The sequence below is a fragment of the Marinomonas rhizomae genome, from assembly GCF_003315485.1.
Taxonomy (GTDB): Bacteria; Pseudomonadota; Gammaproteobacteria; order Pseudomonadales; family Marinomonadaceae; genus Marinomonas; species Marinomonas rhizomae.
The window spans coordinates 91,890-114,084 of sequence record NZ_QNSE01000002.1; the positions used below are offsets into that span (position 1 = coordinate 91,890).

Annotated in this window: 22 protein-coding genes; 12 read left to right on the forward strand and 10 right to left on the reverse strand. The window is 43.8% G+C overall.

Going from position 1 to position 22,195, the window contains the following annotated elements; genetic code table 11:
• Window positions 1–135: 135 nt before the first annotated feature.
• Window positions 136–1,326, forward strand: coding sequence for an NO-inducible flavohemoprotein (gene hmpA / locus DFP80_RS02315; protein ID WP_113915208.1), 1,191 nt, complete (start codon window positions 136–138; stop codon window positions 1,324–1,326).
• A 102-nt stretch (window positions 1,327–1,428) separates the two neighbouring features.
• Here hmpA and DFP80_RS02320 read toward each other — a convergent pair whose 3' ends face one another.
• Window positions 1,429–2,088 carry a glutathione S-transferase family protein gene (locus tag DFP80_RS02320; protein ID WP_113915209.1) on the reverse strand — a complete coding sequence of 220 codons (660 nt, stop codon included), beginning with the start codon at window positions 2,086–2,088 and terminating at the stop codon, window positions 1,429–1,431.
• A 155-nt stretch (window positions 2,089–2,243) separates the two neighbouring features.
• Here DFP80_RS02320 and DFP80_RS02325 point away from each other — a divergent pair, with 155 nt between their 5' ends.
• Complete coding sequence (locus DFP80_RS02325) at window positions 2,244–3,221, forward strand: helix-turn-helix transcriptional regulator (protein WP_113915210.1); 978 nt, start codon at window positions 2,244–2,246, stop codon at window positions 3,219–3,221.
• A 207-nt stretch (window positions 3,222–3,428) separates the two neighbouring features.
• Here the strand turns inward: DFP80_RS02325 and DFP80_RS02330 are convergent, their stop codons facing one another.
• The 7 genes from DFP80_RS02330 to DFP80_RS02360 all read right to left on the reverse strand — a co-directional run bounded on the left by DFP80_RS02330 (window position 3,429) and on the right by DFP80_RS02360 (window position 10,372).
• Window positions 3,429–3,644: a DUF3892 domain-containing protein gene (locus tag DFP80_RS02330; protein WP_113915211.1), complete on the reverse strand. Its 216-nt coding sequence runs from the start codon at window positions 3,642–3,644 to the stop codon at window positions 3,429–3,431.
• Window positions 3,645–4,583: 939 nt separating this feature from the next.
• Entirely contained in the window at window positions 4,584–5,219 is a 636-nt protein-coding gene (locus DFP80_RS02335) for a hypothetical protein (RefSeq protein ID WP_113915212.1), read from the reverse strand.
• 448 nt (window positions 5,220–5,667) lie between these two features.
• A complete protein-coding gene (locus DFP80_RS02340; protein ID WP_113915213.1) occupies window positions 5,668–6,828 on the reverse strand; it encodes a GNAT family N-acetyltransferase in 1,161 nt (386 codons plus the stop codon).
• Between the two features lie 40 nt (window positions 6,829–6,868).
• Window positions 6,869–7,669, reverse strand: coding sequence for a shikimate dehydrogenase (aroE, locus tag DFP80_RS02345; RefSeq protein WP_113915214.1), 801 nt, complete (start codon window positions 7,667–7,669; stop codon window positions 6,869–6,871).
• Between the two features lie 56 nt (window positions 7,670–7,725).
• Window positions 7,726–8,670: an oxygen-dependent coproporphyrinogen oxidase gene (gene hemF / locus DFP80_RS02350; RefSeq protein ID WP_113915215.1), complete on the reverse strand. Its 945-nt coding sequence runs from the start codon at window positions 8,668–8,670 to the stop codon at window positions 7,726–7,728.
• 102 nt (window positions 8,671–8,772) lie between these two features.
• The gene (gene lpxM, locus DFP80_RS02355) at window positions 8,773–9,711 is read right to left on the reverse strand and encodes a lauroyl-Kdo(2)-lipid IV(A) myristoyltransferase (protein ID WP_113915216.1); all 939 of its coding nucleotides are present in this window, start codon (window positions 9,709–9,711) and stop codon (window positions 8,773–8,775) included.
• 82 nt (window positions 9,712–9,793) lie between these two features.
• Window positions 9,794–10,372 (reverse strand): TetR/AcrR family transcriptional regulator, encoded by a 579-nt coding sequence (locus DFP80_RS02360; protein WP_113915217.1) that lies wholly within the window; start codon window positions 10,370–10,372, stop codon window positions 9,794–9,796.
• Window positions 10,373–10,512: 140 nt separating this feature from the next.
• On the opposite strand from DFP80_RS02360, the gene lpdA reads away from it, so the two are divergent.
• Window positions 10,513–11,916 (forward strand): dihydrolipoyl dehydrogenase, encoded by a 1,404-nt coding sequence (lpdA, locus tag DFP80_RS02365; RefSeq protein ID WP_113915218.1) that lies wholly within the window; start codon window positions 10,513–10,515, stop codon window positions 11,914–11,916.
• 102 nt (window positions 11,917–12,018) lie between these two features.
• Here the strand turns inward: lpdA and DFP80_RS02370 are convergent, their stop codons facing one another.
• Window positions 12,019–12,372 (reverse strand): hypothetical protein, encoded by a 354-nt coding sequence (locus tag DFP80_RS02370; protein ID WP_113915219.1) that lies wholly within the window; start codon window positions 12,370–12,372, stop codon window positions 12,019–12,021.
• 17 nt (window positions 12,373–12,389) lie between these two features.
• Window positions 12,390–13,436: a LacI family DNA-binding transcriptional regulator gene (locus tag DFP80_RS02375; RefSeq protein WP_147243833.1), complete on the reverse strand. Its 1,047-nt coding sequence runs from the start codon at window positions 13,434–13,436 to the stop codon at window positions 12,390–12,392.
• Between the two features lie 294 nt (window positions 13,437–13,730).
• Here DFP80_RS02375 and DFP80_RS02380 point away from each other — a divergent pair, with 294 nt between their 5' ends.
• The 9 genes from DFP80_RS02380 to DFP80_RS02420 all read left to right on the forward strand — a co-directional run bounded on the left by DFP80_RS02380 (window position 13,731) and on the right by DFP80_RS02420 (window position 22,186).
• Complete coding sequence (locus tag DFP80_RS02380; RefSeq protein ID WP_113915221.1) at window positions 13,731–14,669, forward strand: sugar ABC transporter substrate-binding protein; 939 nt, start codon at window positions 13,731–13,733, stop codon at window positions 14,667–14,669.
• 108 nt (window positions 14,670–14,777) lie between these two features.
• Window positions 14,778–15,785 (forward strand): Gfo/Idh/MocA family protein, encoded by a 1,008-nt coding sequence (locus DFP80_RS02385; RefSeq protein ID WP_113915222.1) that lies wholly within the window; start codon window positions 14,778–14,780, stop codon window positions 15,783–15,785.
• Window positions 15,786–15,797: 12 nt separating this feature from the next.
• Window positions 15,798–16,757: a sugar phosphate isomerase/epimerase family protein gene (locus DFP80_RS02390; RefSeq protein WP_113915223.1), complete on the forward strand. Its 960-nt coding sequence runs from the start codon at window positions 15,798–15,800 to the stop codon at window positions 16,755–16,757.
• Between the two features lie 512 nt (window positions 16,758–17,269).
• The gene (locus DFP80_RS02395; RefSeq protein WP_113915224.1) at window positions 17,270–18,070 is read left to right on the forward strand and encodes a transporter substrate-binding domain-containing protein; all 801 of its coding nucleotides are present in this window, start codon (window positions 17,270–17,272) and stop codon (window positions 18,068–18,070) included.
• A gap of 65 nt (window positions 18,071–18,135) precedes the next feature.
• Window positions 18,136–18,798, forward strand: coding sequence for an amino acid ABC transporter permease (locus DFP80_RS02400; protein ID WP_113915225.1), 663 nt, complete (start codon window positions 18,136–18,138; stop codon window positions 18,796–18,798).
• A 14-nt stretch (window positions 18,799–18,812) separates the two neighbouring features.
• Window positions 18,813–19,475 carry an amino acid ABC transporter permease gene (locus tag DFP80_RS02405; RefSeq protein WP_113915226.1) on the forward strand — a complete coding sequence of 221 codons (663 nt, stop codon included), beginning with the start codon at window positions 18,813–18,815 and terminating at the stop codon, window positions 19,473–19,475.
• Window positions 19,472–20,194: an amino acid ABC transporter ATP-binding protein gene (locus DFP80_RS02410; protein WP_113915227.1), complete on the forward strand. Its 723-nt coding sequence runs from the start codon at window positions 19,472–19,474 to the stop codon at window positions 20,192–20,194. The genes DFP80_RS02405 and DFP80_RS02410 overlap by 4 nt, the downstream gene beginning before the upstream one ends.
• 88 nt (window positions 20,195–20,282) lie before the next feature.
• Window positions 20,283–21,245, forward strand: coding sequence for a dihydrodipicolinate synthase family protein (locus tag DFP80_RS02415; RefSeq protein ID WP_113915228.1), 963 nt, complete (start codon window positions 20,283–20,285; stop codon window positions 21,243–21,245).
• Complete coding sequence (locus tag DFP80_RS02420; RefSeq protein ID WP_113915229.1) at window positions 21,233–22,186, forward strand: 4-hydroxyproline epimerase; 954 nt, start codon at window positions 21,233–21,235, stop codon at window positions 22,184–22,186. The genes DFP80_RS02415 and DFP80_RS02420 overlap by 13 nt, the downstream gene beginning before the upstream one ends.
• Window positions 22,187–22,195 lie beyond the last annotated feature (9 nt).

Sequence of the window (22,195 nt, forward strand, 5' to 3'; positions counted from 1 at the left end):
TTGCGAGTCTTATTGACTCTTCTATCAATATAAAATATCTAACATACTGATTTAAATATCTATTTTTTTGTTGGCACGCGCTTCGCTATAGAAGAGATAGAAAGACTTTAATCATCCAATCAAAAGGATACAAAAATGCTATCTCAACAACACATAGATACAGTAAAAGCCACTATCCCACTTCTTGCTTCTGCAGGTACAGCGATTACAGAGCATTTTTATCAACGCATGTTTTCTCATAACCCAGAACTAAAAGATGTGTTCAACATGACGCATCAAAGAACGGGAGGCCAACCTGCGGCTTTGTTTAATGCTATCGCAGCCTACGCAACACACATAGATAACCTAGAGGTACTAACCAGCGCTGTGATGCGTATCGCTCATAAGCACACCAGCTTTAATATTCAGCCAAACCAATACGACATCGTTGGCCATCACCTGCTTGAAACTTTACGCGAACTTGCGCCAGATGCTTTTACTAAAGACGTTGAAGAAGCCTGGGCTGCGGCTTACGCCCAATTAGCAGAAATTTTCATCAAAGTAGAAGGCGACCTTTATGCAGAACGCGCCGCCCAACAAGGCGGCTGGAAAGATTTCCGCCGTTTCCGAGTGGCTTCTAAAACACCAGAATCTGAGCTGGTTACCAGCTTTGTGTTTGAACCTGTCGATGGCGGTGCGGTAATTGATTATCAACCGGGGCAATACCTTGGCATCAAATTACACCCAGAAGGCAACGAGTTCGACGAAATTCGTCAGTATTCACTGTCTACTGCGCCAAACGGCAACAGCTACCGCATCAGTGTGAAACGCGAAGGCACAGGTGATATCAAGGGCGTGATGTCGAATTACCTACACGATCACATCAGCGTAGGCGATGAAATTGAAGCCATGCCTCCCGCTGGTGATTTTGTTTTCCAAGATAAGCAAACACCTGTGGTATTGATTTCTGGTGGTGTCGGCTTAACACCAATGCAAGCCATGCTAAATACGCTCGCTAAGCAGCAATACAGCTACCCAGTAAGCTATTTGCACGCTTGTGCTCATCAAGGTCAGCATTCCTTCAAAGAACACGTAAACAGCCTGAAAGACCAACTAAACTTGTCTGTTCACACTTGGTACGAGCAAACCGACAGCGAAGCCGAAGGTGTGTTAAACGGCATGATGCAACTCGATGCCATCAAAGACAGCTTACCGCTGACAAATGGCGAGTTTTACTTGTGCGGGCCAGTGGGCTTCATGATGTTCGTCAAGCAGCAATTATTAACCCTTGGGGTAGAAGCAGACCGCATTCATTACGAATTGTTCGGCCCGCATCAAGAGGTGTAACCTTTAACTCCTCCCTAACCCTCCCTTTCAAAAACAAAAAGGGAGGGAGTTAATACAGCAAGACTAGCTCCTCCCCCTGCTAAGGGGGAGGTTGGGAGGGGGTTACTCACTTTCCTGGGCAAGCAGCAGCGCTTGGTCTTGTTGCTCAGCTTTAATAAACGCTGGACGTGAAATGACGCGATCAATATAAGCATCCACCACAGGGTTCGTCGTAATGAGTCCAAACATACGACACCATTTCAAGCTGATACCCCACAGAATATCAACAGCATAAAGTTGTTCTCCTAATAAATAAGGGCCTTTGGCGATTTGATCGAATAAGGTTTTAAGCATTTTATCAAAACTACCATAGGATAATTGAGTAGCTTCAACAGGAGAGCGATTAAAGGCTTTGTCGATCAAAGCAGGTTCAAAGCTGCTGCCTTGGTAGGCCATCCAGCGCAAATAAGCTCCACGTTTTGGGTCATTTAAAGCTGGGGCCAAGCCTTTTTCAGGGAAAAGATCAGCCAAATATAGATAACAAGCGACTTGTTCAGTGACTACCGTGCCGTTATGTACAAGGGTTGGAAATTTACCCAAGGGATTGATAGCCAGAAATTCCGGCTGCTGGTTTTCTCCTGCTTTAAAATTCAGCACTTTCATCTCATAGGGTACACCCAATTCTTCTAGCAAAACCAACACGCCAGTGCCTCGAGTTTGTGGGGCGTGATATAGCGTGATGGTGCCATTGTTTCGAGCTATGTTGTCGTGGATATTACTCATGTCAGTTGCCTCAAAAGGATGTTGGGGAAATAATGCTTACTACATGAACAATACTAGCGATGAAACCTGCCATCTGATGTCAGGTATTTCTTTTATACTGGAAAAATACAATTCACTTATCGCTACTACTGATGACACAGCTTAAGGGAAATCTCATGCGGGCCAGTCGAATACTGAAACTTCTGATGATGTTACAGACCCATGAAAGGGTGACTGCTCGCACATTGGCTGGCGCCTGTGAAACGTCGATCCGCACGGTTTATCGAGACATTGATGCGCTTAGCGCTATTGGCGTGCCCGTTTATAGCGAGCAAGGCGTACAAGGCGGCTATCGGCTATTGCGAGGCTACGACACCAGACTGAATGGGCTTTCTGCTAAGGAAGCTGAAACACTGTTTCTGACGGGTTTGACCGGTCCAGCTCAAAAAATGGGGCTGCAAGCGACTCTTGCTGACGCGCAATTGAAATTAAAAGCCGCTTTGCCAGAAAACATGAGACTCGAGACGGATCGCTTACAGAGCCGATTCTTGCTGGATGCGCCAAATTGGTTTTTCGACGATGAACAAGTCACTTACTTACCAGACTTAATGACAGCAGTATTAGAACAGCAATGTATTGTCATGCAATATCAAAGCTGGAAAGCCGAAGTAAATCGTCAGACCCAACCCCTAGGCATCGTTTTAAAAGGTGGGCAATGGTATTTGCTAGCAAAAGTCGATACAGACGTTCGAACGTATCGCGTATCTCGTATTGAATCACTGACCTTACTGGATGAGACATTCGAGCGGCCTAAAGACTTCAATTTAGCCGCGTTTTGGCAAGATAGTTTACGACGCATGGAAGCGATTCAATTTCCAATTATTGCCGATGTACGCTTAACCGCGTTGGGCGTTAAGATCATGCAACATGTGTGTTCTTCTTATGTGGTGAAACAAGCGACGATTGAACCAATGGATGATTCAGGCTGGCACCGAGCTAAATTGCCAGTAGGTGAATCAGTACACGGCTGTGCTGAACTCTTGCGTTTCGGTGCTGAATTGGAAGTCATTGGCCCACCAGAACTGCGTAAGGAAATGGAGGAATTGGTATCGTCCTTGGCAGTGCTGTATCAGAGAAATGCCTCCCAAGATTAAGCAAATCTCCTTCCATGAAAATATCCTTGATCACCCGCCGACTACAAATAGTCAAGCTACTGCTTCCACACTCAAAAATCACTAATTTACTCAAGTTCACCAACTACAATATGTGCAAACTAGCCCGCGACTGCTGGCAAGACATTAGTCTCGATTGATGCTTTCCTGTATTGAAAAGTAGGGGGGATGTAGGATGATGATTGTTAATTAGTCTAAATTGTCACTCTTGTCTCGATTAGGTTTAGCTACTGGGGTTTTTACGCCATTCTGGTCTCTAACATAGTACTCACCATAGTTGCCTTTGTTTATTTCTTTAACAAATTCAGCACGTGTCATTTTCTCATTCGTTTTGGTGTTCTTAAACTTAGTATTTCTACCTGTTTTGCTTTCTTCAGTGACGATGACTTGTGGTTTCTTGGCCATTAGAAGCCCCTGTTTGATGATGTGTAGGCTTTTAAGGGTAGTTGATAAATTAAAAAATTAGGGGGGGGGAAAAAAGCGAGTGGGCTAACTAGAAGATGCAAATTAACTAAAGGGTTAGCAGTTTTATTTTGCAATAAAAAATTTCTATCGCAATTCCATGTTGCAATAGTTATAATCAATTGGCACAATACACATAAATAACAATACCACATTCCTGTCTTATTATGGAGATTAAGTTAAAGAGCCAAGAAAATGCAGCGGGATTTAGTTGTATTACTGACGCGCCAGTCAACATTTTAGTTGTTACAATGCATGAAAAAGGAGGAGAGCTATATGAAAAAGACATAAAAATGCCGCTTACTTAGCGGAACTAAAAAAGCGGCTTCGATGTGCAATCTTGCTCGCCAAAGCAATCAGCACTTGCTGAGATAGACTCAACGAATTACAAATCAGATCCTAGCGCACATAGGTTAGGATCTCAAGAGTCTATTAATGCCATCGGAGCTTTTTCATTAATCTGTACTTAATAGAGGAAAATCTATGAGTAAGTTACAGCTTGTTATTGAAAAGGCAGTTGAGGTGCTAGTGCTTCTCAATGAGCTAATAGACAGCTTAACCGTCTTGATCCATTCGCTGGCTTAGGTGGTTTCTGTTTTGATATTAGAAGCCACACTTGAATGGCTCTTCTATCGTTGGTTAATCAACGTTAGGGACACGGTGTGGCTTTTAGCTATCAAGATTGGCTAAATATACTTTCAGTTATATATTGACTAGTAGATTGATTATTAAGGAAAGACTTGAAGTCATCAGTTAACTTCATTGCGTCCCCTCCAATATATTCATCTATCACCTCCTAAACGGCGACAAAGCTTGGGTGTCATGAGGACACTCACGCTAGGCCCGCCTAGCAATAATCATCCAGTAAATAGTATTGGTTTGTTAGGGTTTCACTTGCAAAAGCGCCTGCACTTGATAATACGGGGTTGCCCAGTCTGATGTGTTTGAGCATCGAAAATAAATCAAACTCTCAATTTTATTCATGATCAAATTCAGGTCTTGTTTGAAGATAGGTTCATGGTGAGCGATACGGTTACGTAGTTTTCGGATTTTATCTAAGTCGTTGAATATACTGGCTCGTAATTGGTCAACGGGCATATTGGCGGGGGCATTTGGTAGTAGAGTATGTAGGTATGGTTGCCAAAATTGTTGATCGTATTTGGTTACAAACATTTGCTGCCAAAAATTGAAGGTCAGTTCTGGTATAACCTTGCTGGCTCTATTTCTTACATCTTGCTGATTACGTGCTTTAGTTAGCTCTGCTCTAAAGTACTTAGGTAGTGTGAGTTCTAGGCTCCGAGCCCATGGCCATTGAGCATTAAATTGTGTTTCAAGTACCTGTGCGACAGTATTTCTTATGGTGATCTCACATAGATGCATTGGTACTAGTAAAGCGGCGGATATTTGACTGTTCCAAATGTACAGCTCTAAGGCTTTGGCTTGGTCTTGGTTCGTTGCATTTAGGTAAGTGCTCATACGGGAGGGGGAAAGTGTGTTAATAATGGGGGTGTGTGGCACTTTTTGTCCTTACTAAATGCTTGTATTCGCTTACTTTAACCGTATACATACTAAAAATACACAATTCCCATGGTTCACATAGTGGACGAATTGATGTTAATACTATTATACTAAGGATGTGAGCTATGGGGATCGTGGGTGAGAGCCTCCCTCGTAGACAAATGAAAAGAAGCCCGTGTCCTTGGATACGGGCTTTTTTTATGCTTGATAGATTCCAGAGTCGTCGACTAACATTTGGCTAAGGTAAAAGCCAGCCAACTTGATCAAGAAAGGTCTCACGCAGTCGTCGTAGATAAGGGCTTGTACGGCAAAGGATCATGCCATTTGCTTGTGCGTTTTGTACACCTCTTCAATTTTTCGTGCTTCGTTAGTTATTAACCCCATTACGATCAAATAAAAATAATCCTTAATCCTTGTATCTCCCCTTACAGCACAAAAGAGGCGGTTACTAAGTTTCCCGCTTAAACGGCAACAGCGTATGGGTATCTTGATGGTACTCACGCACGGCTTGGGCTTCTTCTTCGCAGAAGTTGCCAATGGCATCGCGGAAACCTTCGTGGGCGATGTAGTGAATACTGTGACTGAATACAGGTTCGAATCCACGGGCGATTTTGTGTTCCCCTTGAGTGCCTGGATCAAAGTGCTGTAACCCTTTTTCGAGACAGAACTCGATGCCTTGGTAGTAGCAAGCTTCAAAATGTAGGCAATCCACTTCCTCCATACAACCCCAATAACGACCATATAAAGAATGATCGTCGAAGAAACACCAAGACGCAGCAACAGGCTCTTCGTCTCGAAAGGCTTGTACCAGGAGGATTTTATCGCCCATATTCTTAGCTAATTGACCGAAAAACTCTCGGGTTAAATAGCCTTGTTGCCCACGCTTTCCGTAAGTGGATTGGTAACACAGATAAAAGAAATCGATGTCCGCAGTGGTTAAATCTTTGCCAATGGTGCGAGTCAGTGTAATGCCTTCTTTAGCGACTTTTTCTCGTTCCTTACGGACGGTTTTGCGTTTGCGGCTGGAGAAGTGCGACAGGTAGTCTTCCATATTTTTATAGCCACGATTAAACCAATGAAACTGACAGGAAATACGGTGCAGCAGGTCTTTGTTTGGTGCGAATAAGGCCGCGTGTTCGGGTTTGGCAAATAATAGGTGCCAACTTGAAAACTCTCGCTCTTGGTTGGCTTGAGTCATTAACTCAGCCAGCGCAGGGTACAGATGAGCAAACTGCACATCATCACCTTTCGGATCAAGATGAGAGAAAATTCGTAAGCCTGTCACCGGCGAAAAAGGAATCGCCCAAATACGCTTAGGAAAGTAACGCATGCCGTAACGTTGGTAGGCATCGGCCCAAGACCAATCGAAGACAAATTCACCTTGCGAGTGAGTTTTCAAATAGGTTGGTGCGATAGCAAGAGGGTGGTCGTCATCGTCCATCACTAACAAATATTCTGGGTACCAGCCCGTTCCATCGCCGATGCTTTTGCTTTGTTCTAACGCTTGATGAAAAGCAAATTGCGCAAAGGGATAACGTGTCGTTCCAATAGCCTCTTGCCATGTGGCTTCGCCTATTTGATCAACCGCATTGAACCATTGCGCTTTCATATTGCTTTCCTTTCTCTCGCTGATTGCAAAGATCGTTGGCTTACATCTGTTCGCGCATTGTCTCAACTAGACTAGCAGTTTCAGGTCGGACCTGTCGCCACAGATAAAAAGCTTCTGCGGCTTGACCTACCAACATACCAAGACCATCCGCACCACGGGCTCCATGCTCATGAGCCCACTGTAAAAACACGGTGCGCTCTTTGCCGTACATCATGTCGTAACACCATGTTTCAGCGTTTACCAGCTCCTCTTTTAATGGCGGTAAACTGCCAGACAAGCTGGCCGAAGTGCCATTAATGATAATGTCGAAAGGACCTTCTAATGCTTCGAAAGAGGACGCTAGACAATCAAAATGATCCGCCAAAGATTGCGCTTTTTCAAGGGTACGATTAGCGATGGTAACCGATTCAGGAGCGGCATTTAAAACAGGTTCAAGCACACCGCGAACGGCACCGCCGGCACCTAAAATTAAGATACGTTTGTCTTTTAAACTCTGTCCATGATTATGAGTTATGTCACGAACCATGCCGATTCCGTCGGTATTATCGCCAAACAACTCACCATTTCTGCCCATTAACAAGGTATTTACCGCACCAGCTTGCTTTGCTCGTTGGCTTAAAATATCACACATGGCGTAAGCACGTTCTTTAAACGGCACGGTAACATTTAAGCCTTTACCATCTTTCGCAAAAAAGTCTCTAACTTGATGTTCAAATTCAGCCTCATCGCCCAGCAGGGTCGAATAGACCAATTCTTGATTCGTCAGCGTCGCAAAGTGCGCATGAATGCTAGGTGATTTGCTGTGAGCAATCGGATTTCCAACAACAGCGTATTGATCCAAAATGTATCCCCTTCATGGTTCTGCTACTTCATGGTTCTTCTAATAGTAAGCCGCAACTAGCGTGCAGCCAGCCAATCTTTTGAAGTTAGGTAATAGTCGGTTAATTTAGCTTCTTCGCTGTTTGACTCAATTTGGTATTCATACGTCCAACGAACTTCTGGTGGCAATGACATCAAAATAGACTCAGTGCGCCCCAAACCACTTTGCAACCCAAAATGGGTACCGCGGTCAAATACCAAGTTAAATTCTACGTATCGTCCACGGCGATGCAATTGGAAGTCGCGTTGCTGCTCAGTGAATGGCAAGTCTTTGCGGCGTTCTAGAATCGGCATATAGGCTTCCGTATAGGCGTTACCTACCGATTGCATCATGCCGAAACAATGCTCAAAGCTGCCTTCATTAAAGTCATCATAAAACAAGCCACCAATACCTCGCGGTTCGCCTCGATGTTTTAAATAGAAATATTCATCGCACCATTTTTTGAAGCGTGCGTAATAAGCTTCACCAAATGGCTCGACAGCATCACGAGAAGTTTCGTGCCAATGGATACAATCTTCATCAAATCCATAATAAGGTGTCAAATCAAAACCACCACCAAACCACCAAACTGGCGTCATGCCATCTTTATAGACGATAAACAAACGTACATTGGCGTGAGACGTCGGAGCCAAAGGATTATTCGGGTGAATAACTAAAGACACTCCCATGGCCTCGAATCGGCCACCCGCCAATTCAGGACGATCAGCTGTTGCTGATGGTGGAAGGTTGTCTCCCATTACGTGGGAAAAGTTAACGCCGCCTTTTTCAATCACATCACCACCCGCTATAACACGAGTACGTCCGCCACCGCCATTTGGTCGATCCCAAGCGTCTTCTTTGAAACGAACTCTTGGTTCGACACTTTCTAATGTAGAACAAATATGATCTTGAAGAGACAGGAGATAGTCTTTAACAGCTTGTACATCAAGGTTCGTTACCGTAGCGGGTGAGCTTGCTGACATGAAATGCTCCATCTTGTGGTGTCGGTTGTAGAGTAAATAAAAACGGCCTAATCATTTAGGCCGTAGTTTATCACTTATAGACAATTTTCGTGCAGCCTCTCATTAATAAAGACGGGAACCATCAGGGCGAGTGCGCAGTAAATTAAGAACCCACATATATTGTTCAGGGTGCTTGGCAATCATTGATTCAAGAGCTTGATTCATAATAAGCGCATCCGTCGCTTCATCTCCGCTGGGAAAGTTTTCCAAAGGAGGAGAAATGAAAAGTTCGTATTTACCCGACTGAGCATTGTAGGCTGGCAACATAGGAATTACTGTCGCATCCGTCAGAGCCGCCAAGCGGCCCAAGCCTTTCATAGTGGCTTTGTTAGAGGCAAAAAAAGGTGTAAAAACAGAGTGTTGCGGACCTAAATCTTCGTCCGGCAGATAATACCCTAAATGACCTTCCTTAATCGCCTTCATAAAAGGCTTAATACCACTCGTTCGACAATACACACGGGCGCCATAACGGGTACGTTGACGATGAATGAGCCAATTGAAAATAGGATTTTTCTGAGTGCGAATCATGGCTACCGTTTTGTAACCTTTCGCTGTTAGCATGATCCCAGCGTAGTCAATCGCCCAACAGTGAGGAACTAAGGCGATAACCTTCTTACCGCGATCTAAAAGCGGAAATAAATGCTCTTCTCCAGAAATAGAGCAACGACCTTCACAGCGCTGCTTACTACGAATAACAAGCTCTCCATAAGCAACGAAAAACTGTGCCGCCGTCTGAAAACTTTTTTTCAATAGACTTTCACGCTCTTCCAAAGACTTTTCGGGAAAACATTGTTCAATGTTTATTCGCGCTCTTTTTAACGCTCTACTTTTTGTATTAAGCAAACGACAAGCAATCCCGCTAGCCAACTTATCACGCCAGCGCAACGGCATAAAAGCCACCAACAGCGAGAACAACACACCGACCCACGTGGCCCAAAAACGAGGATGCAGAAATCGCCATTGGAAAGTTGGATTATATATATGTTTATCGCCTTTGCTCATTCAGTCAGTATTCGCATTAATTGTGGAAATAATATGATACCTCAAACGCTCTATATTGTTTATATTCCTATTGCCTTAATTGTCATAACAATGAACTTGGTAGACAATGCGCTTTCCAGCGAGACAACGCTTTATCAAAAAAATCAGGCTTATCTGTACCTTGCACTAAAATCGAAGCACCATGCAAACAAGCCAATAATTGACTAGCCTGTATCAGCCCCGAGTCCTCATCAATCTTCTCTAAACGCACAAAAATTCGTGACAACCAATCTAAAAGAAACTGATAAAAAGCCGCTAATTCATGACCAACTGATTCAGGCAAAATACCTTTATTCGACGTCAACATAGTACACAAGCTCATGTCTCGCTGATCAACTATCTTGGCTTTAAAGCCATCGATAAATCCATTGATCATTATTTTCGGATCTAAACTTTCGTCTGTTGGGTCGGGTAATTGTCTAAAGAAAGATTCGGTGTAACGAGCCATCACGGCAGAGACCAGATCCGCTTTGGTCGAATAGTGATAGTGAACACTTGCACTCTTGATACCCACTGCTTCGGCTATGTCTCGGAAGCTAAACGCGTTATAGCCACCTTGTACAATAAAGCCCTCGGCAATGTCTAGAATCTTGCTTTTCGTATCAATTTTTTCAACGCCCATGAAATTGTCTTATCCTGATTTGCCTACCTAGTGATAGGTATTTTATTGACCCAGTCCAAATACTCAAGTTATATTCTATCTACCTAGTGATAGATAGAATTATTTTTCGCTTCATCAAACAACCTGAGGAGAACAATGTGATGTACGATTTAGTGGTTTTGGGTAGTGGTCCTGGCGGGTATGCTTCGGCGTTCCGAGCCGCAGATTTAGGCTTAAACGTCGCCATGATAGAACGTCATGATGCCTTAGGTGGTGTTTGTTTAAACGTTGGCTGTATTCCTTCTAAAGCCTTATTGCATGTGGCTGGAAAAATACTCATGGCAGACGAACCGACTCATGGCGTGCAATTCTCTAAACCGACTATCGACCTTGAGGCTATCCGACATCACAGACAATCCACCGTAGACACATTAACAGGCGGCCTCACCATGATGGCAAAGGGGCGAAAGGTCACTGTTTTTCATGGGGAAGGGAGGTTTGACACTGCAAACTCGATGACTGTCTCAAAAGACGGCTCAGAAGAAAAAGTAGAATTTAAAAACGCCATTATCGCTGTCGGTTCTCGTGCGATAAAATTGCCATTTGTGCCTTACGACGACCCACGTATTTTAGACTCCACCAGCGCCTTGCAACTCGAACGCATTCCAGAACATTTATTGGTTCTCGGTGGCGGTATCATTGGCTTAGAGATGGCCACTGTTTATCAATCCCTCGGCGCGAAAATCACCGTTGCGGAGCTGGGCGAGCAAATCATGACGGGCGCAGACAAAGATTTGGTCAAGGTTTTTGAACAAGTAAATAAAGACCGCATGAGCTTCTTAACCAACACCCAAGTCACCAACATTGAAGCCACGCCAGAAGCGTTAAACGTTACCTTGAAGGACAAAGATGGCGAACGCCAGCTTGCTGTCGATGCGGTACTGGTGGCCGTCGGTCGCTCGCCTAATGGTAAAACGGCTGGTATAGCCGACATAGGAGTGAGATTAGATGAACGAGGCTTTGTATTGACTGATGATAAATGCCAAACATCTGTACCCAATATTTACGCCATTGGCGACGTGACTCACGGCCCCATGCTGGCGCACAAAGCCTCGCATCAAGGCCATACCGCCGCCGAAGTGATTGCGGGTCACAAGGTTGATTTCCAACCGCTCGCTATTCCTTCTATTGCTTATACTTTCCCAGAAGTGGCTTGGGTTGGCTTGACTGAAACCGAAGCGAAAAAGCAGGATATCTCAGTCAAAACAGCCGTTTTCCCATGGAGTGCTAGTGGACGTGCCATTGCCTCAGGCGTTACTCAGGGCAAAACCAAGCTCATCTATGATGAAGTAACAGAACGCGTCCTAGGCGCTGGCATTGTTGGCTCTCACGCAGGGGAACTACTCGGAGAATTGACTCTCGCCATCGAACTAGGCGCCACATTGGAAGACATTGCTTTAACCATCCATGCTCATCCAAGCCTACACGAAACCGTTGGCTTAGCGGCCGAGCTCGGTGCAGGAACCATTACAGACTTGCCAAACAAAAAAGCAAAGAAGGCTTAATATCTAGTTACTAGACTGTGCGTGAGCAACCAATGTTGTTCATGCAAGGTCATTTTTTTATGTATAAAAAGCAATAGGTAATGATAATAAAGCAATCTGTAATCAACTCACATAGACGATATGCTGTTCGTCATCATAGCTGAAATTGAGACGGATCTGGATTTGGTTTTCCTCTAGATGCAGCTTCAAAACTAGATCAAAGGTGCCTTTTTCGGCTTTTTCCGCAAAGGCTTTTAACTGCTTCTCCAGCATCACCCAAGCGACTTCATCCCTTGATTCATCGAAGCCACTATCCGCTCTAGAAGTCGTCCGCAAGCAACGGAAATAGGCCAATGAATTCATTTTGATATCAAGGCTATCGCCAGCGTCCGTGTCAACATAGCTCATGCCACATTGAGCAAGCTGTTGTTGTAAATACGCTTTCCACTGCTGCATAAACTGATCTAAATAGGACAAATAAACCTCTTATTGGATCAACCGATTTTTGCTCCCATATTTTCACGCAACGTTATAATCGGAGCACTCGTCGTCTGCACTGGCTCTTTTTGAAGACGCTCAAAATGATGCATTAATACATTAATCGCGGTAAGCACTTCCGATTTCAAATCTTGGTCAATGATAATATCCACCTCATTTTGAGATAGTAAATCATAGGAACCATCATTCAACTCATGCCCAATAAAAACAACATCATTTGACCACCCCTTTTCTTTTAACGCTTGAGCAACCCCTTGAGTCCCACCTGTCACATTATAAATACCTAAAGGCTTAACTCCGGAATTAAATAGTTTAATCAAGCTATCATAACTTTCTTCGTCTAAATCATGATTATTAAAAGATTCTAGGATTGTAAGATTGGGAAATTGTTCCCTAATGACACGTCTAAAACCTAGCTCGCGCTCATATTGAGATCGATAAGGAGCACTCACAACAAGAACAACCTCACCACTACATGGCCCGATATAACGCCCCATTAAAGATCCTGCTGTTCGACCTGCACTCACGTGGTTCGGCCCAACATAAGACAAACGCGAAGTGTCACATAAATCAGTAGTAAAGCAGACAATTGGGCAGCCAGCTTTAACGATTTTATTCACACAAGCGGAAATTGCAGGGTCTTCTCTACACAGTAATACGATAGCGTCATATTGTTTTGAAGACACCTCTAATAACTCAATGAAGTGCTCTACATTGAACGGATAAAGTGACTTTGTATGGATCGTAATATTTTGCGAAGAAAACTGCTCTCTGATTTCCATTACGGTGTTTTCAATAGAGCGTAAAAAATTCACGCCAGATTCTGATAGAAATAAAAATCGTAGAGGTTCGTTCACTTCTACATTACTTGAATCAATCGATAGTTGCTGCTGGAGGTTTAATTGTTGAATAGCCGCAAACACTCTTTCTTTCGTATGAGGGCTGACTTTGGCTCGACCACTTAATACGCGATCTACCGTCGCTACACTTACACCAGCCAGCTCAGCAACTTCTTTCATCGTTGTTTTTTTTAGTAAATCCACTGACACGTCTATTGTTCTCTATTTAGTAAAGTGAAGTCTGACTTAGATTACCGTCTTTGATCTTGAAAGAGAACCTAACTATCAGCAATACATAAAAGTCACCGCATACAAAACAGATAATTAAGTTAAAAAAAACAATAACTTAATTATCAACAGACATCAAAATGAATAAAAATAACCTCAAAATGATTTAATTCAAATCAAAATGATATTGATAACATCAAAACTCAGTGATAGATTCGCAAGCTAGTGAGGCTTCATTTCACTAATAAATAAAATAATAAGGAGAAAACCATGAAAAAAATAATTACAGCAGCCATGACGCTAGCCATCCTAGCAACCCCAGTACTAGCGAACTCTCACCAACCTCGAATCGGTGTCACACTATTTAGTTTTGATGACAATTTTTTATCTGTCCTAAGAAATAATATCGAGTCGTCTGCAAAGAAAGCTGGCGCTAACTTGCAAGTTGAAGATGCACAGAATGAAATCGGTGTTCAGTTAAACCAAATACAAAATTTTATCGCATCAGGTGTTGATGCAATTATTGTTGATACAGTGGACTCCGATGCCACTATGGGCATGAGCGATGCCGCCGAAGAAGCAGGTATTCCTTTGGTTTTCGTTGGTCGTCATCCAATAAATATTGACATGATGCCCGACAACCAAGCTTTTGTAGGCTCAAACGAATTGGAATCAGGCACCCTGCAAGCACAAGAAGTTTGCCGCTTATTAGGCGGCAAAGGCAGAGCCGTTATTATGATGGGCACAATTGGTGACAACAACACAACCATTCGAACTAAAGACGTTCATGATGTATTTGCTACTCCTGGGTGCAACGGCATTGAAATCATTGAACAACAATCCGCTAATTTTATGCGTACCGAAGGTAATAACCTAATGTCCAACTGGCTAACTGCTGGATTGAGATTTGATGCTGTTATTGCTAATAACGATGAAATGGCACTGGGCGCCATTCAAGCACTTAAAGCCACAGGACGCTCCATGGACAGTGTCATTGTCGCAGGTATTGATGCAACAACAGACGCTCTCTCAGCGATGGAAGCAGGCGACCTTGACGTAACCGTTTTTCAAAATGGTGCGGCTCAAGGCAGTGGAGCCGTCAAAGCAGCATTGCAACTTATAAATAACGAAAATATAGAACCAAAAGTATGGATTCCTTTTGAGTTAGTCACACCATCAAACATGTCTAGTTATAACAAGCGTAACTAAGAACTCCCTCCTAGCTGGGAGAAAATTCTCTCAGCTTTTGAGCAAGATTCACTCGAAATTTCTGATTTTCCCCAATAAAAATTTTCACTAATAAATAAGGTTAACAATATGAGCATACGAGTTGCATTAATAGGCACAGGTATCATGGGAATGGATCACGCACGTATATTTGCTGAAGAACTACCACATGTTGAATTACGTACCATTTGTGATGTGTCTGCAGAACGCGCGCGCTACGTCGCCGATCAATTTGGCATTCAACATGCTGAAACAGACGCCCTAAAAGTCATTGCAAGTAAAGAAATAGATGCCGTAGTAATTGCCAGCCCAGATCACACGCACACACCATTAACATTGGCCGCGATAAAAGCAGGTAAGCCAGTACTATGCGAGAAGCCGTTGGCAACAAGTTCGCAAGAATGCCTGACCGTCATAGAAGAAGAGATGAAGCTTGGTAAGAAGATGGTACAACTTGGTTTTATGCGCCGATTTGATCCGGCCTATACGGCAATGAAAAAAGATCTATTACAGGGAAAAATAGGTCAAGCCGTGATGTTTCATTGCTTCCACCGTAATGTCGAGGCGCCAGCAAACTTCACAGGGCAAATGGCCATCTCTAATTCCGCTCCTCATGAATTCGACGCAGCACGTTTTATTCTGGATGAAGAGGTTAATTCTATTTCAGTATTTCAGCCACAATGCTTAGACACTTCTAAAGTAGGGGCCCCAGTATTCATGGTCTTGGAGACTGAATCTGGCCGCTTAATAAACATTGAGATCAACAATAATGCTGCGTATGGCTATGACGTACGAGGGGAGTTAGTCGGAGAGAAAGGCTCTATAGCATTACGCAGTCCAGTTCTTACTGAGCTGCACAGCGAATTACAAGCAAGCGAAGCCTATGCCGCAGATTGGCGACCACGCTTTGCAGAAGCCTACCGTTTGCAAAATAAGGCGTGGATTCAATCAATCATGACGAACACACCTAGTCCAATCGCTTCAGACTCATGGGATGGTTATTGCGCCACACTGATTGCAGAAGCGGGTGTGCAGGCACTCTCTTCAGGCACTAAAACGCTTATCCATCGCATAGAAAAACCGACATTTTACCTATAAGGAACCCTCTTCATGAAACTTGGTTTTGTATCAGATAGTCTTAGTGGTCAATCATTGACGAAAATGCTCGATAACGCCCAGCGAATGGGTGTACATGGCGTAGAAATTAATACTGGCGGATGGTCCACCGCACCTCACTGTCGCTTGGAGGAATTATTAAACAACGCAGAAGCTCGCCAAGCATTTCAACACGAATTCAACAGTCGAGGACTCGAAATTGCCTCGCTAAATGCCAACGGTAACCCCCTACACCCAACAGACAAAGCACAGTCTCAATGCTTAAAAGACACCATTCGCTTAGCGGGCAAGATGGGAGTTAAAACAGTCTGCACTATGTCTGGTTTGCCAGCAGGTGCGCCAGGTGACTCTATGCCAAATTGGATCGTGTCTTCGTGGCCACCGGAAACACAAACCATGCTGAAATATCAGTGGGAAGAAGTACTGATTCCTTACTGGAAAGACATTGCCGCACTGGCAAAAGAATGTGGAATAGAACGTATTGCATTGGAATTACACGGCAACCAATGCGTATATAATGTACCTAGCCTATTAAAACTGCGCTCTGAAGTGAGCCCTATCATTGGCGCTAATTTAGACCCATCACATTTATTTTGGATGGGAGCCGACCCAATTGCGGTAGCAGACGCCCTAGGTGATGCAATTTATCACGTACATGCCAAAGACACACAGCTAAATCCAAGTGTACAGGCAACCACCAGCTTATTGGAAAACGGCAGCTTAATTGATATTTCTGCACGTTCATGGTCATACATCACCCTAGGTTATGGTCATGGTGAAGAGTGGTGGCGTCAGTTCTGCTATCGATTACTTATGAATGGTTATGACCGCTGGTTATCTATTGAGCATGAAGACGTTTTGCTTAACTCATTAGAAGGTTTAGAAAAGTCCGTCGAGTTGCTGCAAGGTGTGATGCCAAAAGCACCTTCTGACTTTCAATTACAAGACATTTAAACCACTGTTGTTTAAATAGTAAAAGGGAAATATGAGGCATATCAAGTGGCTCTTTTCCCTTATGTTCTCTCATATTGAAAAATCTCGTACTAGCATCACAAACTTCTATGCAGAGACATCAAACTAAAAGCCTTTCCGCATTATTGTCATAGATATACTTAGATGAACGCTTTTTTCCTATCCTGAATTCCCTCCTGACACAAAGAAATAAAAATTAAAGAACCATAGCATTGATTGCTTTTTGTACTATATGCATTTGGGATACGACATACATTTGCATGAAGTTTCTTTTGATTTAATTTTCCGCCCGCTTTTTTATTCAACATTCCCATTAAAATCATGCACCTATTAAATCAAAACTCACTTCACACCTGCTAGTTCCTCCTCTTTTTAAGCAATTTTCTCTGTTTAATTTTTAAGCCGTTCTTGACGGCCTGAAAATCTAAATGTATTTTGTATCCAATATCCCAAAGAAAACAAAAAATAATCTATCAATAACAAGGAACATAAAAATGAAGAAAGTAATAACGACTCTTTTGTCGATTGCCGCCCTAAATTCCAACATGGTCACAGCAGATACACTCGATGATGTCGTGGATAGAGGAACCCTACGCTGTGGTGTAGTACTTGATTTCCCACCTATGGGTTATCGCGATGCCAACAATGAACCAGCAGGGTTTGATGTGGATTATTGCCATGATTTAGCGAAGTCATTGGAAGTGGATGTGAAAATAATGCCGCTTACATGGTCTGAACGTTTACCTGTCATTGTGACTGGGCGAGCAGATGTTGTATTTGGTTCCACATCAGACAGTTTGGCGCGAGCACGTACCGTCGGGTTTAGTATTCCTTATGCTATTTTCTATTCTCAGGGTGTTGTTAATGCCAGTAGTAATATCAAGACATTAGAGGATATTCGAGGCAAACGAGTGGCATCAGCCCTTGGTACATTGCCAGAGCAAGAATGGCTGAAAATCGCGAAGCAGTGGGGTGAAGAAAACCTCTACCAAAGTTATCAGTCTGAAAACGAAGTTTTTTTAGCCGTCGCTCAAGGTAAAGCAGACATCGGTATTACATCAAACACCACAATCAAGCCTATCACTCAGCAATACACTAATTTAGACGCGGGTCCTCGTATGCCTTGGGTCGCGGATTACACTTCGGTTATTGGCAAACGTCAGGATGTCACTTGGTTAAATTACTTGAATCTGTTTGTTACCCACCAAGTTCGCTCAGGTCGCTACCAAGAGCTTTGGGGGAAATATATTGGCGGTGATTCTCCTTCTCTGCGTGTCCCAGGCGTCATGTATTAATACATAAATGATGACTCATCGCTTCCCTTCCTATTATAAGAAGGGAAGCCTAAGGAGATACCAGAATGTTTGATTATAGTTTCCATTGGCGTCCTGTTGTAAAAAGCCTTCCTGAGTTGATCCAAGCAGGTCTTGTCACCCTTGAAATAGCGTCTTTAGCGATGCTTTTGGGTGTTGTTATCGGCCTTTGCTTGGCGTTAATGCGTATGAACATGAAAGGCCCACTGAAGTGGTTTGCCGTCACCTGGATTGAAATCGCACGCAATACACCGGCGCTGTTCCAGCTGTTCTTTTTTGGCTTTGGTTTAGGTGCTTTTGGCATCAACTTATCGCCCTTTACTATTATCTTAACGGGGCTCAGTTTTAATTGTGCAGGCTATCTTGCTGAAAATTTTCGTGGCGGCTTCCAAGCCATTCCCGTGATGCAAATCAATTCCGCGCGCTGCTTAGGCATGAATAGCTGGCAGGCTTACACTCGTATTGTCATTCCTCAAGTTTTACGCATTGTGTATTACCCCATCACTAATCAAATGGTCTGGGCGGTACTCATGTCTTCTTTGGGCATGCTGATCGGCTTTAGAGAGCTCAGTGGTGAAACTCAATTTTTTGCTAGTAAAACCTTTCGAGTATTTGAGTACTTTGCCGCCGCTGCGGTTATTTACTATGTCATTGTCAAAATAGTTTTAGGTGCTTCTCGCTTGCTAGCGATGCGTCTATTTCGATATTAACGGGGCTTTATATTATGCAAGAACCTATAAGCTTCTTTACCGGCTTTAACCCAAATGACCTTTGGTTTCTAGGTGAGGCAGCACTTAAAACACTTTGGATTTCTATACTGTCAATTACCGTCGGCAGTGTGCTCGGCTGTATTTTTGGCTGGATCCTCCATGAAAGCAGATTTGCTGGTGGCATTATCCTTGCTCCTATTTTGGATGTTTTCCGCTCTGTTCCTCTGATTATTCAGTTGGTGCTTTTCTATAATTTTGCTCCTATTGTGGGTTTGGATCTGAATCCATTCCTTTCCGGCGTTGTTATTCTGACTTTCTATACGGCGTCATTAGTATCAAACGTGGCAAGAGGCGGAATAGAGTCCGTTGATATGTCTATGCGCCGAGCTTCTCGCTCACTTGGGCTCACTTACTGGCAAGATTTGTTTCATGTTGTGTTACCCATTGGTGGCCGTACTGTATTCCCTGCTTGGATCGGTGTTGTGCTTGGGGTGATGAAAGACAGCGCGCTGGTCTCTGTATTGGGCTATGTGGAGTTACTCAAGGCCAGCCAAATTCTTATTACTAGAACGCAGGAGCCCTTGCTCATTCTATCTATCGCTGGCGTTTTTTACTTTGCGCTTTCTTATCCAATTTCACTGTATGCCTCTAGATTCGAAAAAAGGTGGGCGAAATGATTCAAATACGAGATCTACATAAACACTTCGGCGACCTTCATGTTCTTAAAGGCATTAACCTTGATGTCAATAAAGGGGAAGTATTGTCCATCATTGGTTCTTCAGGCTCTGGTAAATCAACCTTGCTGTACTGCATTAATGGGCTTGAGACTATTCAGCAAGGCACAGTTCATATCAATGGCACTGATGTTCACGCGAAGAATACGGACATTAATAAATTGCGCCAAAAATTAGGCATGGTATTCCAACAATGGAACAGCTTCCCTCATTTAACGACCTTAGAAAATGTGGCGTTGGCGCCACGTATTGTGAAAGGGAAATCTAAGGAGGAAGCTCTAGAGCTTGCCGCTAAGCAGTTAAAACACGTGGGACTGGGCGATAAATTAAAAAATTACCCCGTGTCTTTGTCTGGTGGCCAACAACAACGCTTGGCGATAGCACGTGCGCTCGCTATGGAACCAGAATACATGCTATTTGACGAAGCTACGTCGGCACTGGATCCCGAAAAAGTAGGCGAAGTTCTCGACACCATGCGGCTTCTTGCTGAAGAGGGTATGACGATGATTTGCGTTACCCATGAAATGAGTTTTGCACGAGAAGTCTCCGATAGAGTGGCTTACTTCCATGAAGGCATCATGGAAGAAATTGGTCCACCGCAGCAGGTTTTCGAAGACGCTCAATCAGAACACACGCGCAAATTTCTTATGAATGTCCGCTAATCTGAAGCGGTTTAAGACAACGTCTATTATTCATTTAAACACACAAGATTAAATACAAAACCATCGATTAAAAATAAAGGATTACAGAATGAACAAAGATATTTTTTACGGCGTAATACCAGCCCTAATGACGCCATGCAAAGCAGACCGCACACCGGATTACGATGCCTTAGTGAAAAAAGGCCAACAGATGATAGCGGCAGGCATGTCTGGCGTTGTGTACTGTGGCTCCATGGGCGATTGGCCGTTGTTGACGGATGAAGAGCGCATGGAAGGCGTAGAACGTCTTGTTAAAGCTGGCGTGCCCGTAATGGTCGGCACTGGTGCGATTAATACAAAATCAGCTGTCGCTCTCGCCGCTCATGCCGAGAAAGTGGGTGCCGCAGGCCTCATGGTTATCCCACGTGTTTTGTCTCGTGGCTCGGTGAGCTCTGCGCAAATTAATCATTTCAAAGCCATTCTTGCGGCGGCACCATCTATTCCTGCCATCATCTATAACAGCCCAGTATACGGTTTTGAAACACGAGCCGATGTCTTCTTTGCTTTGCGTCAAGAACACAAAAACCTTATTGGCTTCAAAGAGTTTGGTAGTAAAGAAGCCATGCGCTATGCCGCTGAAAACATTACCTCTGGCGATGAAGACGTGTTGTTAATGGTTGGCGTAGATACTCGTGTATTCCATGGATTCGTCAACTGTGGCGCTACCGGCTCGATTACAGGGATAGGGACGGCATTACCAAAAGAAGTTCTATTGCTTACTAACCTTTCAAAAATGGCTGCTACTGGCAATGCAGAAGCACGAGTACGAGCTCAAGAGTTAGAAGAAGCCATGTCCGTTCTTGCTAGTTTTGATGAAGGCCCAGATCTTGTACTCTTCTTTAAACATCTATTGGTATTGAATGGTGAAGAAGAGTATCGCCTACATTTTAATGAAACAGATGAACTAAACGAAGAGCAACGCCGATACTGCGAAAAACAATATCAGCTTTTCAAAACCTGGTTTGCTCAGTGGATAAAACAAGGTGGAGTGATTACTGAATGCATATCGTAGATAGCCATACTGAAGGCGAACCTACTCGAGTGATTCTTAAAGGAGGCCCTGATCTTGGATCAGGGTCTTTGGCAGAACGGGCGGCATGTTTAGCCACCGAGCATAGAGACTTCTATCGCTCTGTGGTGCTTGAACCCTATGGACAAGAAGCCATGGTCGGTGCGTTATTGACCGAACCAACGAACCCTGAATGCGTCGCTGGTGTTATCTATTTTGATGCTGCCGCGGTCATTGGCATGTGTGGTCACGGCACCATTGGTGTCGCCGCAACACTGGCTCACATAGGTACAATTGGCATTGGTACTCACAAAATAGAAACACCGGTTGGTATTGTTGAAGTCACTTTGAGCGACAAAAATACGATAACGGTAAAAAATATCGACAGCTACCGATTCAAAAAAGCCATCACGATTGAAATAGAAGGCATTGGCAAGGTAACAGGAGATATTGCTTACGGCGGCAACTGGTTCTTTATGGTCGATGATAGCCCAACGCCAGTGCAACCCAGCAATATTCGTGGCCTAACGGAAGTAGGAATCGCCATTCGAGAAGCCATTTACGCTCAAGGTATTGAAGGTGACAAGGGCGGTATTATCGATCACATTGTGCTGTATGGCCCTGCGCTTACTGAGAAAGGGCACACGCGTAATTTTGTTTTATGCCCTGACGATGCCTACGATAGATCACCCTGTGGAACGGGCTGTTCAGCTCGCTTGTCATGCCTTGCTGCTGATAATCGACTTGCCCCTGGAGAGGAAATCTATCAAGAAAGCACGATTGGCAGTGGTTATACCTTAAGCTATGAAGTGTCCAGCAACCCAACCGCTCCAAAAGGAAGTATTGTGCCGTCTATTACTGGTCAGGCCTTTATTACTCGTGAAGCAACATTTATCAATAACCCAAACGATCCTCTCAGAAAAGGTATCGAACTGGGCCGCTAAAACGAGCAA

Bases quoted from the DNA above. Each gene is read 5' to 3' on its own strand.
- DFP80_RS02330 (WP_113915211.1), bottom strand. From the start codon at position 3,644: ATGGCCAAGAAACCACAAGTCATCGTCACTGAAGAAAGCAAAACAGGT.
- DFP80_RS02340 (WP_113915213.1), bottom strand. From the start codon at position 6,828: ATGAAAGCGCAATGGTTCAATGCGGTTGATCAAATAGGCGAAGCCACA.
- lpdA (WP_113915218.1), top strand. From the start codon at position 10,513: ATGTACGATTTAGTGGTTTTGGGTAGTGGTCCTGGCGGGTATGCTTCG.
- DFP80_RS02395 (WP_113915224.1), top strand. From the start codon at position 17,270: ATGAAGAAAGTAATAACGACTCTTTTGTCGATTGCCGCCCTAAATTCC.
- hemF (WP_113915215.1), bottom strand. From the start codon at position 8,670: ATGTCAGCAAGCTCACCCGCTACGGTAACGAACCTTGATGTACAAGCT.
- DFP80_RS02325 (WP_113915210.1), top strand. From the start codon at position 2,244: ATGCGGGCCAGTCGAATACTGAAACTTCTGATGATGTTACAGACCCAT.
- DFP80_RS02420 (WP_113915229.1), top strand. From the start codon at position 21,233: ATGCATATCGTAGATAGCCATACTGAAGGCGAACCTACTCGAGTGATT.
- hmpA (WP_113915208.1), top strand. From the start codon at position 136: ATGCTATCTCAACAACACATAGATACAGTAAAAGCCACTATCCCACTT.
- DFP80_RS02390 (WP_113915223.1), top strand. From the start codon at position 15,798: ATGAAACTTGGTTTTGTATCAGATAGTCTTAGTGGTCAATCATTGACG.
- DFP80_RS02415 (WP_113915228.1), top strand. From the start codon at position 20,283: ATGAACAAAGATATTTTTTACGGCGTAATACCAGCCCTAATGACGCCA.
- DFP80_RS02400 (WP_113915225.1), top strand. From the start codon at position 18,136: ATGTTTGATTATAGTTTCCATTGGCGTCCTGTTGTAAAAAGCCTTCCT.
- DFP80_RS02405 (WP_113915226.1), top strand. From the start codon at position 18,813: ATGCAAGAACCTATAAGCTTCTTTACCGGCTTTAACCCAAATGACCTT.
- DFP80_RS02320 (WP_113915209.1), bottom strand. From the start codon at position 2,088: ATGAGTAATATCCACGACAACATAGCTCGAAACAATGGCACCATCACG.
- DFP80_RS02410 (WP_113915227.1), top strand. From the start codon at position 19,472: ATGATTCAAATACGAGATCTACATAAACACTTCGGCGACCTTCATGTT.
- DFP80_RS02380 (WP_113915221.1), top strand. From the start codon at position 13,731: ATGAAAAAAATAATTACAGCAGCCATGACGCTAGCCATCCTAGCAACC.
- lpxM (WP_113915216.1), bottom strand. From the start codon at position 9,711: ATGAGCAAAGGCGATAAACATATATATAATCCAACTTTCCAATGGCGA.
- DFP80_RS02360 (WP_113915217.1), bottom strand. From the start codon at position 10,372: ATGGGCGTTGAAAAAATTGATACGAAAAGCAAGATTCTAGACATTGCC.
- DFP80_RS02385 (WP_113915222.1), top strand. From the start codon at position 14,778: ATGAGCATACGAGTTGCATTAATAGGCACAGGTATCATGGGAATGGAT.